The organism is Leekyejoonella antrihumi, from assembly GCF_007845645.1.
Classification (GTDB): domain Bacteria; phylum Actinomycetota; class Actinomycetes; order Actinomycetales; family Dermatophilaceae; genus Leekyejoonella; species Leekyejoonella antrihumi.
The window spans coordinates 1-16,029 of record NZ_VCQV01000016.1 but is presented as its reverse complement, the minus strand read 5'-3'; the positions used below and the strand labels follow the sequence as shown (position 1 = coordinate 16,029).

Here is a 16,029-nt window from a genome sequence, read left to right as displayed (position 1 = left end):
CTCATCGGGTGCCCAGAGCGCGAAGGACTGTGAGCGTCAGGGTCCGGGCGACCTCGACGACATCCTTGAGCGCGACCTGTTCCCGCGGGCTGTGCGCGGTCCGCACATCTCCCGGTCCGTAGTGCAGAGTCGGCACGCCGGCCGCAGCGTAGATCCGCAGATCGCTGCCGTACGGCGCGCCTCGCTCCCTCATCGGCGACCTGCCGACGAGCTCATGGTGGCAGCCCCGGACCAGATCGCGCAGCGGGTGGTCAGCCTGGAGGCGGCCGCTGGCGAACTGACCACCGGACCAGCTGACGGTCGCGGGATGGTCCCGCAGCCATGGGTCCTGCTGGCATGCTTCGGCAACGCACCGCTCGAACTGGTCGCGGGCGGTTGCCAGGTCCTCGTCGAGTGCCACCCCCAGTCGACCCTCGGCGACAAGCAGATCTGGCACGCTGCTGGCCCAGTCGCCTGCTCGAATCATGCCCACCGATAGGCAGTAGGCCGTGGGGTACTCCGCCATCAACGGGTCGACCTGAGCGTTTCGCCGGCGCTCCAGATCCGTCAGCGCACGGTGGATGGGCAGGTAGGCATCCACGGCGCTGGTGCCGGCATAGCGCGTGCTGCCGTGCGTCGCGCTTCCCGGCACGCGGATCGAGAACGTCAGTGCTCCGGCGTTGGCAGTGGTCAGAGTGCCGCTGGTCGGCTCCGTGATGATGCACGCATCGGCGAGGTGGCCACGACGCATCGTGCCGAATGCCCCGAGTCCGCCGTCTTCCTCGCTGACTACGCAGTGCATCGACAGGCGGCCGCCCAGACGGATCCCGCTGGCCCGGATGGCCGACATCGCAGCGAGATTGGCGACCAGGCCTGCTTTCATGTCGCACGTACCGCGTCCGTAGACAATGGCGGCCGCGTCAACCCGAGGCTCGAACGGTCCGGTGACCCACTGGCTCAGGTCCCCGGGCGGCACGACGTCCACGTGTCCCTGCAGGATCAGGCTTGGTCCGTCCGCCGCCCCCGGCAGGTCGGCCACCAGGCCCCAGGCCTCGTCACGCGCGGCCTCTGTGCCGGGGAAGTCGGGGTCGAGGGCGAGCTTGTCGAGGTCCATGCTCCACAGGTCGACGTCGAGCCCGAGCCGCTGGAGGCGGGCTGCCAGCAGGTGTTGCAGGTCCGACTCGGCACCGGACCCGGTGATGCTGGGGATCGCCAACAGCTCCAGCAACAGCCGGCCGATCGCGGCCTCGTCGATGCAGGCCAGCGCGGCGGCTTCGGCGCCGGACAGGTCAGTCATGGCTGTGTTTTCGGCCCTCGACCGGACCTCCCACGGCCTCCTCCAGGACCTGGGCGAACTGTCGCCGTGCATGACGCAGGTGGGTGGACATGGCCGCTTCGGCGTCCGCGGGCCTGCGCTCACTGATCGCCTGCGCGATCGGTAGGTGCTCGCGCCCGAAGCCTTCGAACTGCTCTAGGTCGTCGCCGTCGGTGCGCGCACCGAACGACATCCACAAGGTGTTGAGCTCGCGGAACATCCCCTGGCGGGCTTGGCCGATCGTCTGCTCCAGCAACTCGAAGCGCGCCATGCGCGCGATGAGCAGATGGAATCCGGAATCGATCTGGTGATATGCAGCCAGGTCTCGCGGTTGTTCGGCGACCAGTTTCATCAGCGTCGTCCGCTCCGCTGCGGAAGCTCGACCGGCGGCCCAGCGAGCTGCCAGGGGCTCCAGCGCCAGCCGAAAGCTGTAGCAATCCTCGATCGACTGCCGCCATGACGTCGCGATCCCGTGGCGCCGCAGCGCACTCTCGGGTGACAGCTTCACGAAGCTGCCGCCATTGCGACCTCGCTCCGTCCAGATCAGTCCCTCATCGGCCAGGGTCCGCACGGCCTTGCGCACCGTGTTGCGGCTGACGCCCAGGCCCAGAGCCAGCTCCCGCTCCGTCGGAAGCCGTCCGCCCGACGGCAGTCCGCCCAGCATGATCCGTTTGCGCAGCGCTTCGGCGAGCAGGTCGTGGGTGGCCTGAACCTCCAGGTTGAGGTCGATGGCCTCGCTCACGAGGCTCTCCACAGCGGCTGGGTCAAGCAGGTAGGTCCGCCGTCTCCCTTGACGCTCAACTCCGACCCCGCGAACTCGTGCACCTCGCAGCCCCGCGCTCGAAGTGCCGAGACGACCTGTGGATTCCCCTCTGCGATCACCAGTACTCGGGGCCGGACGGCCAGAATGTTGGCGCCCTGAGTGGCGAACTCGGCGGCACTGACCCTGACCCGCTCGTAGCCGCGAGAGTCGAGGAACTGCAACAGGCGCACCGGTGCCAGGGGCTCATACACAGCGGCGAGATCATCGGCCACGGGAGAGACGACCGACATCAGGTGAAGCACCGCGTCCGGGCCCTCGAAGTGGGGCAGGTCGAAGGCGACAACCTCCACGTCGTGCGACTCGAGAAGCCGCCGGACTCGTTCGACCCCAGCCGCGTTCGTGCGATAACCGTGCCCCATGGCCAGGGTGTGGTCGTCGAACCAGACCTTGTCCCCACCATCGGCGAACTCGCCACCGGTGAGGGACCCCAGGATCGGGACCCCCAGTCGATCGAGATCATGGGCGACCTGCTCCGGTTCGGGCCCGCGAACCGGCTTGTGCATCTGCAGCAGGATCGCACCGAAGGGCGTCATGATGACCGGGTCGTGCGTGTAGACGGCGTCGACCAGATTCGGCTCGGCCGCACAGACCTCGACCTGGCAGCCCAGATCCCTTAGCAGCTGGACGAACTGGGCATGTTCCGCCAACAACCGCGCCGGATCCGGCTTACGCCACTGGGCACCTTCGAAGTCGCCCTGCACCGTTGGGGTACGGACTAGAACACGCCGCAGACTCGTGACGCAGGACCCGACGCCCCACTCGTGTCCCCGTGCCGCTATTCCGGACAAATGGGTCTGTAACGGGTCCATATGGCGACAGTAGGCGTGAGCGCACTGACCTGTCAACGCCGTCCGAGGAGGCACAATGACGTCATGCCAGACAACCAGTTCATCGGTCAACGAGATGACCCGTCGATGCCGCGTTACGCCGGCCTTGCGACGTTCGCCCTGCTGCCACGCATTGAGGATGTCGAGCACGCAGACATCGCCGTGCTTGGCATCCCGTTCGACGCGGGCACCAGCTTCCGGCCGGGAGCGCGATTCGGGCCGAGCCACATTCGGGAGAACTCCCGACAGCTGCATCCCTATCACCAAGTTCATGAGGTGTACCCGTTCGCTGCTGTGCAGGTCGCGGACGCGGGGGACGTCGGGGTAGGGCCCTACGACATCGGCCAAGCGGTCGCGACCGTCGAGGCACACGCACACACCCTCGTCGAGTCGGGGACCCGAATCGTGGCACTCGGCGGCGACCACACGATTGCCCTGCCGTTGTTGAGAGCGGCCTCTCGGGCGCACGGACCATTGGCGGTGCTGCACTTCGACGCGCACCTGGACACCTGGGACACCCTCTATGGTGCGTCGGTCTGGCACGGTTCACCCTTCCGCAGAGCATCCGAGGAGGGCTTGATGGAGCTTGAGCACTGCCAGCACGTGGGAATACGGGGTGGCATCTACCACGAGAGCGAGCTGGGAGACGATCACGACCTGGGCTTCGAGCTGATCCACAGCGATGACTACCAGCGCCGGTCGGTGGACGACATCACCGCACAGATCCGGCGCCGTCTTGGCGACTGCCCGGTCTACGTGTCCGTCGACATCGATGTGTTGGACCCGGCATTCGCTCCAGCCACCGGGACACCGGAGGTCGCCGGACTCAGCACCCGGGAGCTCTTCACCACGTTGCGCGGCCTACGCGGCCTGCACATCGTGGGTGCCGACGTTGTCGAGGTCGCGCCCGCCTACGACAGTGCCGCCGTCACCGGACTCGCCGCGGCACATGCGGCCTGGGAGCTGATCACGCTGATGGGGCTGCCCAACCAGGTTGGCTGAGAACAGCATGCGAGGCGCTTGGTAGGGGCGTCAGTGCAGAGCGCGAATCCCTGCGTCAGTAGCTGTCGAGGAATCGGTCCAGCACTCGCGAGGCGAAGCGCAGGCTCTGGGAAGGGATCCTTTCATCGACTCCGTGGAAGAGCGCCCAGAAGTCGAGGTCCGGGGGGAGCAGCACCGGGCTGAACCCGAAGCACTCGATCCCGAGCCGTTCCAGGTGAGTGGCGTCCGTGCCTCCCGAGGTCATGAAGGGGGCTACGAGTGCAGTCGGGTCCTCGGCTTGCAGAGCCGTCGATGCTGCGGACCACACGCCGTTTTCGGCGTTCCGGCGGCCGGGCGTCAGGCCAAGCGTCCGGGCGAGCACCTCGACCTCGACCTGATCGCCAAGTGCGGCATGCAGTTCCGCCTCGAACTCCTCCCACCGACCTGGCAGGTATCGGCAGTCCAGCTCTGCGGTGGCGACGGAAGGCACCACGTTGCTCTGGTATCCGGCTGACGTGCGCGTCGGGTGTGCCGTGTGCTGGAGTCCCGACCGGATCTGGGTCGCGTCGAACCCCAGCAGCGGCAGCGCTTCCTCGGGTCGTTCCGGGTCGAAGGAGAGACCATGCACGTCGCAGGCCACTCGCAGCAGCGATTCCACTCCTTCAGTCAGGTGCACCGGGAACCGGTCACTGGTCAGGCGTCCTATCGCCTCGGCCAGAACCCTGATCGGATTCTGGTCGTTGATCCGTGAGGCGTGACCAGGTGCGCCATGGGCGGTGACCTGGATCGCGGCCCAGCCCTTTTCCGCGTTGTGCACCGGGTAGATTCGCTGCTCCGGGCTGGTCCACAAGCTCCAGCCGCCTCCCTCTCCGATCGCGGTGCGGCAGCCCTCGAACAGGTCCGGACGCTCCCGGACCAGCCATTCGGCGCCCAGAACTCCGGCGTTCTCCTCGTCCGCAAGGAAGGCGAGGACCAGGGGCCGACGGGGCAGGCGACCGGTGGACACTCGATGCTTAAGAACGGTGAGGACACTGGCGGCCATGTTCTTCATATCGACCGCGCCACGGCCCCAGACGAAGTCATCGGTCACTTCACCCGACAACGGGTGAACACTCCACTCGGATGCATCTGCCGGGACCACATCCAGATGCATATGAATCAGTAGTGGGTCCAGCTCTGGGTTAGCACCGGCAACGCGCGCCACCAGACTCGACCGCCGGGGCGCGGACTCAACGAGCTCCGACTCGATGCCGAGCCCGTCGAGCAACGTGGCGACGTATTCAGCGCCGGCTCGTTCGTCGGAGCTCCCGAGCTGTCCGTCCAGGCGAATCAGGTCCGAACACAGTGCGACCGCATCCTCAGACCAATACTCCGGGGCCGACGCGGTCGCGCGTAGACTCATTGATTTCTCCTTCACTGCTTGACGCCGATGCCGGCCAGGTCGGGGTACATGAACGTCGCTGGGGATGCGACTGGCCCCGTGACGTTCGACCCGCTGATCCGGTAGAACTTCTGGATCGCCAGCGGGATGTAGGCGACGTCGCGCCCCAGAACGGTTTCCGCCTTCTGGTAGATCGGAATCTGCTTCTGGAGGCTCGTCACGGCTGCGGCCTGATCGAACAGCGCGTTGACCTGCTTACTCTGATAGGAGCCGTTGTCCGCACCGGTGGTGGTCGGGGTCAGGTTCTGGCGGGAGTCGAAGAGCGGCGGTAGCTCAGTGGACATTGACGGCCAGGCGGGTGCCCAGTCTGACCAGGCGACGTCCCAGGTGCCGTGGGGCTGGGCGATCGCGGTCCAGTAGGTGGAGGTCAGCCCGTCCAGTGTGACCTTGAAACCGGCCTGGTCCCAGGCGGCCGCGATCGCGCCGAACTGCTTGTCCGAGGTCGGCCCGTTGGTGCGGTAGGTCAGCGTGATGGGATAGGGCAGGGTCACTCCCGCCTGCTGCAGCAGTTTCTTGGCGGCGGCCGGGTCGCCGCCGGCAGGAATGGTGGAGAATGCAGAATTCTTCCGGTAGCCGGGAACGTTCGGGTTGACGATGGAGTACGCCGGGTCATACATCTTGCTGCCCCCGCCGGCCTGGATGTACGACGTCTTGTCCAGTGCCATCGCCAGTGCCTGGCGAACCTTGGGGTTCTTCAGCCTCAGCATGTTCGGGATCAGATATTCCACGAAGGGTGCCTGCACGTTGACCGCCCGTTGCGCGGCTGAACCGGTGATCTGCGAGAACGTCGCTGGTGGAATGTTATTGGTGGTGACCACGTCCTGGGAGGTGCCCGAGTCCGCGATCAGCTGCTGCGCGCCGAGCTCGGGCGTCACGCCCTCCTGAAAGACGATCTTGTTCGGAAGCGCCTTGCGAACCGGGTCGGACTTGGCGCTCCACTGCGGGTTGCGCACGAAGCTCCCACCCTGTCCCTGCTGCCAGGCGCCCTGCAGCTTGTAGGGCCCATCGGAGAAGACCTGGTAGTTGGACTTTGCGCCGTGGTCCTGGGACTGCTTGTACGGGTCCCCGGCGCCCATCGCGGCCAGGTAAAGAGGGAAGTCCGGCCAGGACTTGTTGAAGTGATAGGTGATCGTCTTGCCGACGCAGGTGACTGCTTTGTCGAAGGACGACTGCCCGTCTTTCTTGTACGGGCCGTCGTAGATCGGCAGCCCCTTCCGCGGCCCCGACGTGATCTCCGGGATGTTCAGATAGGACAACATGTAGGTCGGGCCGCCGGTGATCACGTCGGTGGCAAACACCCGCGCCGTGCCGTACTTGACGTCGGCGCAGGTCACCGGCGACCCGTCCTGCCACTTCACACCGGCCCGGAGGGTGAACGACCACGCCTTCGCGCCGTCCGTCGAGGTTCCCGTGGTCGTCGCGAGGTCGGGCACCGGCGTGGATGCGCTCTTGGTACCCGTACTCGTCGGGAAGGCCACCAGGCCGCGGGAGAAGAGTGCGTGCTCCATCGCGATGCCCTCGGCGGTGTAGTCGCGCTGCGGATCAAGTGTTTCACGGGGTGTGTTGGTCTGGTATTGCAAAGTCCCTCCGGCGCTGACATTGGTCGCGCCATGCGCGCCCCTGCCTGAGGCCGGCCCAGATCCGTTGCTCCCACCTCCGCTGCAGGCTGCCAGGGAGGTCGAGGCGACCGCGACGGTCGCGATCAGGGTCAGCATGCGGGTGTGCGACATTCGTCTTCTCCAAGCGATGAGTCCAGGAACGGGTAGGTGGCATCGTGATGCTGACAGCAGCAAAAGGGCGCCGGATTCGAGTCGCTGCGCTGGTGTGGCGCTCTACTCGTCGAACCTCCAACTCGAGATGCTTCACTGTGACAGCACCGTGCGCGTCCCACCATTGCTGATTCTCACACATTGAGAATCGGCGTTGATGAGTGGCGATACTGGCTCGTATAGTAAGCGGAGTTGAATACGCGTGATCAAGAGCGGGGGAGATGGTCCGGTTGGATCAGGGCGGCTCGTTCCAGCGGGGGCTGAGTGTCCTCGTTGCGGTGGCAGAAGCGGGCGAGGCTCGCGCCGAGGAGATTGTCCGGGACACCGAGCTTCCTCTGTCGACGGTCTATCGCTACCTGCGCACACTACGCACGATGGAGTTCGTCGAGGAGCGCGACGGATCGTACGTCCCGGGCTGGCGCCTGCTCGAGCTGTCCGGTCAGCAGCTGACTCGGACACGCCTGGTCGAGCTTGGGCATTCGTTTCTGCGTGAGCTGAGTGAGTCCACTGGCGAAACGGCGGTTCTCACGGTCCGGGTCGGCACGCAAGCCATGTGCCTGCGCCAGGTGGAGTCACGTCATCCGATTCGGATGGCGTTCAAGATCGGTCAGCTTCTTCCCCTCTACGCGGGTGCGGGGCAAAGGATGCTGCTCGCGCACGCACCAGAGACCGTCGTCGAGCGAATCCTCGATCACCCGCTGCGGCACTTCACCACGGCAACCATGGACCGGGAACATATCCTCCATGATCTTCAGCAGATTCGTCGCAGCGGATTCCTTGTTTCGCACGGAGAGCTCTCAGAGGGTGCCGTTGCAGTTGCCGCCCCCGTCTTCGCCGACGGTGAAATTGCCTGCTCGATCACGGTGGCCGGGCCGAAGGATCGCTGCTCACGCAGCTGGGTGAAGCACGCCCGAGGGACGTTGCTGATGTCCTGTCAGCAGCTCGCCGAAGTTTTCGAGCAGCACCCGAGTGGTCAGTCATGACCCAGTAGTTCTTACCCACTGAGAATCACGTATTGGCATCCTCTGGAACATGGACGACAGTCTTCCCATGCCGTCTCGCACCCGCGCCCTATTAGGAGGAACAGATGGCTAGCCACATTGTTGTCGGGGCCCGCGATCTCACGTTGGACGACCTCGTAGCCGTCGCTCGCCATGGTGCCCGCGTTGACCTCGACCCGGGTGTCGAGGCCCGGATGGGCCCCTCTTTGCGGTGGGTCGAGGACGCGGTAGCCGGTGGCGGCGGGGCTGGGATGTCTGATCCGATCTACAGCATCAACACCGGCTTCGGTTCACTTGCTGGGAAAGCGATCTTCGCTCGACCGGAGCAGGCAAGCGAGCTTTCCCGTCGCCTGATCATCTCCAACACGTCGGGGGTGGGGCGTCTTCTGGAGGAAGACGTCGTCCGGGCGGCGATGCTGATCCGAATCTCCAGCCTCACCCGCGGCTTCTCCGGTGTGCGGCCCGTTGTCGTGCGGCGGCTTGCGGACATGCTGAACGCCGGGGTCCTGCCGGCCGTGCCAGAGTTCGGCAGCCTGGGCGCGAGTGGCGACCTCATCCCGTTGGCCCACCTGGCGATCGTGCTGTCCCGCTCGGGGGAGGGCGAGGACCACGAGGAGGACAGCGGCCAGGCTCTGGTGAACGGCGAGACTGTCTCCGGCCTGCAGGCGATGGACCATGCGGGCCTCGAACGGATCGTGCTGGGGCCCAAGGAGGGCCTCGGCCTCATCAACGGCACGTCGTTCTCCACCGCGATGGCTGCCCTGTCGATCTACGACGCCGACATCCTGGTGCGCACTGCTGAGGTGGCCGCGGCCATGTCGATCGAGGCGCTCACTGGCTTCGCGGATGCATTCCTGCCGCAGATCCACGACGCTCGCGGCCACGCCGGCCAGATCGCCACCGCCACTCACATCCGCGAACTGCTGTCTGGCAGCGAGTTCATCGACGGTAGTGAGACTGCTGACCCGGACCGCCAGCCCCCGCAGGACGCCTACTCACTTCGATGTGTCCCACAGGTCCTTGGGCCGGTGCGTGACACGCTGTCCTTCGTGCGTGGCATCGTGGAGCGCGAGCTCAGCGCCGCGACGGACAACCCGCTCATCTTCACCGAGCTTCCGGACTCACGTCAGCTCAAGGCGGTCTCCGGCGGCAACTTTCACGGCGAGTACCTGGCCTTCGCATCCGACTTCACTTCCATCGCGGTCTCCGAGATCGGCAACATCGCCGAGCGTCGGGTCTTCCGGCTCAACGACAGCACCTTGAATCGGGGTCTGCCGGAGATGCTTGTCGACAGCGCCGATGCCGGAATGGACTGCGGCTACATGCTTCCGCAGTACCTCGCGGCCGCCTTGGTGTCCGACTGCAAGACGCTGGCCCACCCCGACAGTGTCGACTCGATCCCCACCTCCTCCAACCAGGAGGATCACGTCTCGATGGCCAACAACGCCGGACGGCACGCTCGGCAGGTCGTGGCAAACATCCAACATGTTGTCGGTATCGAGCTCGTGATGGCGGCGCAGGCCCTCGAGCTGCGGCTTGCCGTAACGGGAAGGGACCGGAGCGCCCTCGCCTCGGCGACCCGAGCAGCGCTCGACCTCGTGCGCTCGACTCCGACGAGTGATGGGCGGGGCATTCCGTTCCTGACCCGCGACGTCGTGATGTATCCGCGAATCCGCGCGGCCGCGGAGCTGGTCGCCTCCGGCATCGTCCTCGACACAGTCAAGCCTTACACGAACCAGCAGAGAGCAGCCCAACCATGACCACCAACGCACCCGGGCGCACGACGGAGCACATGGCCGTCAGCGAGGCCACCTTCCGGGCCAAGCCCGTCGTCCACAACATCACCGCTCAGCGTGGCGACACGCTGCGCTGCAAGGGCTGGAAGCAGGAGACGATCCTGCGGATGCTCGAAAACAACCTGGAGGTTGCCGAGCATCCCGATGAACTGGTTGTCTACGGCGGGATCGGCAAGGCGGCGCGAAACTGGGAGTCCTACCACGCCATTGTCGAGTCGCTGAAGAACCTGAAGGACGACGAGACTCTCGTCGTCCAGTCAGGTATGCCGGTTGCAGTCTTCCAGACGCACGAGCTGGCCCCCCGCGTTGTCATGGCGACGACCAACTTCGTGCGGCCGTCCTGGGAGCGGTTCTACGACCTGCAGGACAAGAACCTGACGATTTTTGCTCAGTACACTGCTGCCCCCTGGGAGTACATCGGCACCCAGGGCGTTATCCAGGGCACGTTCGAGACGTTGCGATCGGTCGCCAGCGTGCACCTTGACGGCAGCTGGGTCGGCAAGATCCTCGTCTGCGCGGGCATGGGAGGCATGGGCGGCAACCAGCCTCGGGCCATGACGATGCTCGGTGGCGTCGCGATCTGTGCTGACGTCGATGAGCAGGTCATCAACCATCGCATCCAGGCGGGGTACTGCGACATCCTTGCGGACTCCATCCCGCACGCCATCGAGCTGGCCCAGCAAGCCGCCGCCGAGAAGCGTCCGTTGGGGATCGCCGTCGTCGCCAATGCCACCGAGCTGTTCGAGCACTGCCTCGAGCACGACTTCCGCCCCGACGTGGTCACCGAGATGACTCCTGCACACGACCCCGTCGCATACATTCCGATCGGTTACTCGGTTGAGCAGGCGGCCGAGTCTCGCAAACAGGACCGGGATGGCTTTTTCCAGGCGAGCCGTCAGGCGATGGTGCGTCAGCTCAACGCAATGAACGCCTTCTACGACAAGGGCGTTCCCACCTTCGAGTACGGAAACCAGATCCGGCGAGAAGCCGAGCTGGGCGGTCATCCAGACGCCTATAGGATTCCCGGCTTCGTCTCCGCCTACCTCCGCCCGCTCTTCCTCGAGGGCCGTGGCCCGTTCCGGTGGACGTGCGTGTCCGGTGACCCCGCGGACCTGGCCCGTATCGATGACCTGTGTCTAGAGATGTTCGCCGACGATGAGCTCGTCACGCGGTGGATCAACCTGGCTCGCAAGCACGTCCCGATCGAAGCGCTGCCGGCACGTGTCTGCTACCTCGGCTTCGGTCAACGCAAGAAGTTCGGCCTCGCGGTCAACGAGCTGATCAAGAAGGGCGAGGTGGCAGGCCCGGTCGCGTTCTCGCGCGACAACCTCGACTCCGGGTCCATCATCAACCCGACCTTCGAGTCCGAGAACATGCCCGACGGGTCCGACGTCATCTCCGACTGGCCCTACCTCAACGGCCTGCTGAACGCATCGTCGATGTGCGATCTGATCGCCATCCAGGCGAACTACGCCATGGGCGACTCGGTGCACACCGGTGTGACGATGATCGCCGACGGCACCGACATCGCCGCGTTCCGGCTGAAGGCCGCGCTGACGGTCGACAGCGGGATCGGCGTCGTGCGTCACGGGCAGGCGGGGTACGACAGGGCCCGCGAAGTCGTCAACACGGTCGGCGTCCAGGAAGGGTTGTCGGTGCCACTGTGGTGGACTCGCCAGGCGACTTTCGGCCCCGACGACGAGTGATCTCATGACTGCATCGAGCCGGGACCTGCGCCGCGTCGACCTGCTCGTCACCGGCGCCGCCGAGATACTGACCTGTGCGAGTGGTGCGCGCGATCTGATTGGCAGCACCATCGGCGGAGTAGCAGTTGACCACGGCTTCATCGTCGCGGTCGGGGACGTCAGCGGATACACCGCGGAGCATGTCGTGGATGCGGGGGCCGGCGTGGTCATGCCGGGTTTTGTCGACGCTCACACACACGTGGTATTCGGGGGCAGCCGGGCGCAGGAGTATGTCGCTCGCTGCGCCGGCCTGGAGCCACCGCCGGGAGCGCCGGTAGGCATTGCCGGAACGATGACCAGCACCCGTGGCGTCAGTCAGAGCGCGCTGGAAAGGCAGGCCGCGCAGCGCCTGGTCGAGATGCTCGCCCACGGTACAACGACCGTGGAGAGCAAGAGCGGCTACGGGCTCGACGACTTGGTCGAGCGTTCGATCCTGGACACCAACCGGGCTCTGCCGCAACGTGTTCCGGTGGATATCGTGAGCACCTACCTTGGAGCTCACGCGTGTCCCCCAGACACAGACCAGGGCGAATACGTCGACCTTGTCGTCGACATGTGCGCGCGCGTCGGTGCCAAGGGGCTGGCGCAGTTCTGTGATGTCTACTGCGACGACGGTTACTTCGATCTCGTCCAGACCGAACGGATCTTGCACGCCGGGTTGGACGCCGGCCTGGCGCCCAAGATCCACCTTGACGCGTACAGCCACACAGGGGCAGCCGCGCTGGCTGCCGAAGTCGGCGCCACGAGCGTCGATCATCTCAACTTCACTACCAATGCCGAGCTCACGCGTCTCGCAGCTTCAGGCATCACCGGTGTCTACCTTCCCTGTCTTGAATATGCTGTGAACCACCCGAACCCGCTCGATCCGCGGCGGGTGCTCGACGCCGGAATGAACCTCGCCCTGGCCACGGACATCTGCCCGGGCTGCTGGTCCACAAGCATGCAGCTCGCAATCCAGATGGCCTGCCGCAGCGGTGGGCTCAGCATCTCCCAAGCTCTCCGAGCGGCGACCATCGGCTCCGCGGCAGCGGTCGGCCGGGCCGACCGCGTCGGGTCGATCGAGGTCGGCAAGCAGGCCGACCTGATCGTGCTCGACATACCCTCGCATGAGGACATGGCGTACCGGCTCGGCCGTAACAGTGTCACCACCGTGATTCGACGTGGCAAGCTCGTCCGCAGCGCCGACCCAACGGAGGACCGATGACCACGTTCCACTGCGAGCAGGCCTGGCTTGGTGGGGACACCGCAGCCAAGGGCGTGCTCATCGAAACCAGTGACGGTGTCATCAAAGCCGTTGCCGCCGGGGTGCCCGCCTTGGACGGCTCCGTCATCCTGCGCGGTCTGACCCTCCCAGGTCTGGCGAATACACACTCCCACGTATTCCACCGAGCCATCCGGGGGCACAGCCAAAGCGGTGTCGCAGACTTCTGGCGGTGGCGTGACCTGATGTACTCCGTCGCTGCTCGACTGACGCCTGAGCTGATGTATGACCTCGCCCGCGCAACGTACGCCGAGATGGCGCTGTCCGGGATAACCAGCGTGGGAGAGTTCCACTATGTTCACCACCAGGCTGGGGGTGCCTCGTACGCGGATCCCAACGAGATGGGCCGCGCGGTGATCCGGGCCGCCAACGACGCCGGCATCCGGATCACCCTGATCGATACGTGCTACCTGCAGGCGGATGTCCGTGGCGGACCGCTCACCGGTGTGCAGCAGCGCTTCGGTGACGGATCATGGCAGGCCTGGGCAACTCGGGTCGATGAGCTCGGCAACGGGCCAAAGGCTCGCACCGGTGCCGCGATCCACTCGGTGCGCGCAGTGCCCCGATCGGCCATGGGACCGGTCGCACGAACTGCCCGGGAACGGGGCTGGCCACTCCACCTCCACTTGTCCGAGCAGCCGGCCGAGAACGAAGCCGCCTTGGACGCATACGGCCTCACCCCGGCCGCTGTCCTCGCCGCCGAGGGAGTGCTCGCACCCAACACGACGGCGGTCCACGCCACGCACCTGACCGAGGACGACATCGACTTGCTCGGCGACAGCGGGACCTTCATCAGCATGTGCTGCAGCACGGAGCACGACCTCGCCGACGGCATCGGACCCGCCGTCCAGCTCCGCTTGGCCGGATCGCCCCTCTGCGTGGGCAGTGATGCACACATGAGAATCGATCTGTGGGAGGAAGGCCGAGCGATCGAGCTCGATCAGCGGCTGGTTTCCGGCAGACGTGGGCATCTGTCCGCCCGGCAGCTCGCGCGTGCGCTCACCACCGACGGTGCAACCGCGATCGGTTGGCCGGAAGCCGGCACGCTCGCCCCCGGTTCCCTGGCTGACTTTGTGACGGTGCGTTTGGACTCGCCGCGCACGGCGGGGGCTCGAAGCGGTGATGCCCTCGCCCATGTGCTGTTTGCCGCGAGCGGGGCGGACGTCACTGAGGTCTATGTTGCCGGCGAGGCCGTCGTCCGCGATGGGCGTCACCTGTCCGTTGACGTCGGACGGGAGCTCGAGACTGCCGTTGCCGCAGCGCTCACTGGTCCTTGATCAGACCCGGCAAAAGCCACCGTCAGACCCTGACCGAGCAATGAGGAGCACCAGATGACACAGCGATCCGCACGGAACGACAACTTGCCGACGGCAGCGGCGGCAGACCCCACTCTGGTGGATGCATTGAAGGCTCGTGTCCGGCGCCAGGTCGAGGCCAACAGCGCGCGGTGCATCGCCTTCAGCCATCGGCTGCACGCGACTCCGGAGCTGGCGTACGAGGAGTTCATGGCGTCGACCTGGCTGGCGGAGGAGCTGACCAAGGTTCCGACGGCCAGGGTGGAGCACGGGGTCGGTGAGCTGCCGACGGCGGTGCGTGCCCAGGTCGGCACCGGCGAGCTGGTGGTGACCATCTGTGCCGAGTACGACGCGCTTCCGGAGGTCGGGCACGCGTGTGGGCACAATGTGATCGCCAGTAGCGCCCTGGGGGCGTTCATCGGCCTGGCTGAGGTGGTCGACGAGTTGGGAATCACGCTGCGGCTCCTGGGCACTCCCGCGGAGGAGAGTGGCGGCGGCAAGATCGACCTGCTGCGTCAGGGTGCCTTCGACGGGACGCATGCCGCGATGATGGTCCACCCGGGCGACATCAGCCAGGCCACGATGACTCCGCTGGCTTGCACCGACTACCAGATCGAGTACACCGGCGTCAGCGCGCACGCATCCGCGTCCCCGTGGGCCGGTGTCAACGCTCAGGACGCCATGGTCGTCGCGATGACAGCCATCGGGCTGGCCCGCCAGCAGTTGGAGCCGCTCCAACAGATCCATGGCGCCCTGCATTCCGCCGGTGGAGCGCCGAACGTCATCACCGAGTCCGCGACGGGGGTGTGGGTGATCCGAGCGGAGTCGTTCTCCTCCCTCAACCGGGTCAGCGAGATTCTTCGCAGGTGCTTCGCTGCCGGCGCTCTCGCCACCGGCGCAACCCTGAAAATGACCCGGCTCTCACGGCCGTACGGGAGGATGAAGAACGATGCAGCCATCGCCGCGCTATTCGCCCAGAACGCAGTTGGCCTGGGCCGGGCCATGGACAGCGGACCGGTGAAAGAGGGCGGTTCCACCGACATGGCCAACGTGTCGCAGTACTTCCCAGCGATTCACCCGATGCTCTGCCTGGGGGACGGATCCGCCACCCCGCACACCGCCGAGTTCGCCGAACTCGCCGGTGGTGAGACCGGAGATGCGACCCTGATTGACGCCGCCATGGCAATGGCCTTCACCACGGTGGACCTGGCCAGTGACCCTCAGCAGCGCGAACGGCTGCTCCGGGTGCCGGCGCCAGACACTTCCGGGGCCGGCGCTGAACTCGACGACAAGGGCGTGTTACGAAAGTCGTTTGAGCGAGTGGTCGATGATGCTCCCGCGGACGGTGGCGGCGTATCGGACGGCGAGCTTGTCGTCTCATCGGAAATCTGATCCGCACGCGCCACGCATCGCACGCTCTCAATGTCAGCGCCGCACCTTTAGGAGACCCGGCCGGCACGTCCGTTGTTGTGGTCGGGGTGGTTGTCAGTGGACATCAGTACGATAAGGGTATGAAGGAAGCAGCGGGCGACCCGGTCACCGAGAGTCAGACGGCTCCCGAGTGGCTGGCTGCTGCGACCGCGCTGCTAGGCCGGGATTCGAGAACCGGGCTGGTGGATACCGACCGGCTCCTGGAGGTCATGAGCTGGTTGGGGCAGTCGGTGTTCTCGCATGCGAAGACCGACCGGTCCCACCACGACAAGGCCGGGCTGCTCGACCAGATCCAGGCAGCGCAGGCGCTGATCAACACGGCCAGCGCGATCCAGCACGTGCGGGTGGCGCAGTACGCGGCGACC

13 protein-coding genes are annotated in these 16,029 nt (G+C 65.9%); 8 read left to right on the top strand and 5 right to left on the bottom strand.

Features of this window, described 5'->3' with window-relative positions; translation table 11 throughout:
* Position 1 precedes the first annotated feature (1 nt).
* The 3 genes from FGL98_RS12240 to FGL98_RS12230 are packed head-to-tail and all read right to left on the bottom strand — an operon-like array spanning position 2 to position 2,926.
* Positions 2–1,276 (bottom strand): ArgE/DapE family deacylase, encoded by a 1,275-nt coding sequence (locus FGL98_RS12240; RefSeq protein WP_146317062.1) that lies wholly within the window; start codon positions 1,274–1,276, stop codon positions 2–4.
* Positions 1,269–2,036: a FadR/GntR family transcriptional regulator gene (locus tag FGL98_RS12235; RefSeq protein ID WP_146317061.1), complete on the bottom strand. Its 768-nt coding sequence runs from the start codon at positions 2,034–2,036 to the stop codon at positions 1,269–1,271. Before FGL98_RS12235 ends, FGL98_RS12240 begins: the two co-directional genes overlap by 8 nt.
* Complete coding sequence (locus FGL98_RS12230; protein WP_146317060.1) at positions 2,033–2,926, bottom strand: dimethylarginine dimethylaminohydrolase family protein; 894 nt, start codon at positions 2,924–2,926, stop codon at positions 2,033–2,035. The genes FGL98_RS12235 and FGL98_RS12230 overlap by 4 nt, the downstream gene beginning before the upstream one ends.
* A 63-nt stretch (positions 2,927–2,989) precedes the next feature.
* Here FGL98_RS12230 and speB point away from each other — a divergent pair, with 63 nt between their 5' ends.
* Positions 2,990–3,946, top strand: a complete 957-nt coding sequence (gene speB / locus FGL98_RS12225) for an agmatinase (RefSeq protein WP_146317059.1) — start codon at positions 2,990–2,992, stop codon at positions 3,944–3,946.
* A 55-nt stretch (positions 3,947–4,001) separates the two neighbouring features.
* Here the strand turns inward: speB and FGL98_RS12220 are convergent, their stop codons facing one another.
* Entirely contained in the window at positions 4,002–5,327 is a 1,326-nt protein-coding gene (locus FGL98_RS12220) for a M20/M25/M40 family metallo-hydrolase (protein WP_146317058.1), read from the bottom strand.
* A gap of 11 nt (positions 5,328–5,338) precedes the next feature.
* Positions 5,339–7,096: an ABC transporter substrate-binding protein gene (locus tag FGL98_RS12215; RefSeq protein WP_146317057.1), complete on the bottom strand. Its 1,758-nt coding sequence runs from the start codon at positions 7,094–7,096 to the stop codon at positions 5,339–5,341.
* A 260-nt stretch (positions 7,097–7,356) separates the two neighbouring features.
* Here FGL98_RS12215 and FGL98_RS12210 point away from each other — a divergent pair, with 260 nt between their 5' ends.
* The 7 genes from FGL98_RS12210 to FGL98_RS12180 form a co-directional block, all read left to right on the top strand.
* Entirely contained in the window at positions 7,357–8,118 is a 762-nt protein-coding gene (locus FGL98_RS12210) for an IclR family transcriptional regulator (protein ID WP_146317056.1), read from the top strand.
* A gap of 104 nt (positions 8,119–8,222) precedes the next feature.
* On the top strand, positions 8,223–9,896 hold the full coding sequence (locus FGL98_RS12205; protein WP_146317055.1) for an HAL/PAL/TAL family ammonia-lyase: 1,674 nt from the start codon (positions 8,223–8,225) through the stop codon (positions 9,894–9,896).
* The gene (locus tag FGL98_RS12200) at positions 9,893–11,638 is read left to right on the top strand and encodes a urocanate hydratase (protein WP_246136514.1); all 1,746 of its coding nucleotides are present in this window, start codon (positions 9,893–9,895) and stop codon (positions 11,636–11,638) included. The genes FGL98_RS12205 and FGL98_RS12200 overlap by 4 nt, the downstream gene beginning before the upstream one ends.
* Before the next feature lie 4 nt (positions 11,639–11,642).
* Complete coding sequence (hutI, locus tag FGL98_RS12195) at positions 11,643–12,881, top strand: imidazolonepropionase (RefSeq protein ID WP_222432146.1); 1,239 nt, start codon at positions 11,643–11,645, stop codon at positions 12,879–12,881.
* Entirely contained in the window at positions 12,878–14,215 is a 1,338-nt protein-coding gene (locus FGL98_RS12190; protein ID WP_146317054.1) for a formimidoylglutamate deiminase, read from the top strand. The genes hutI and FGL98_RS12190 overlap by 4 nt, the downstream gene beginning before the upstream one ends.
* A gap of 54 nt (positions 14,216–14,269) precedes the next feature.
* Positions 14,270–15,625 carry a M20 family metallopeptidase gene (locus tag FGL98_RS12185; protein WP_146317053.1) on the top strand — a complete coding sequence of 452 codons (1,356 nt, stop codon included), beginning with the start codon at positions 14,270–14,272 and terminating at the stop codon, positions 15,623–15,625.
* A gap of 119 nt (positions 15,626–15,744) precedes the next feature.
* A partial coding sequence (locus tag FGL98_RS12180) for a hypothetical protein (protein WP_146317052.1) occupies positions 15,745–16,029 on the top strand: 285 nt, incomplete at its 3' end.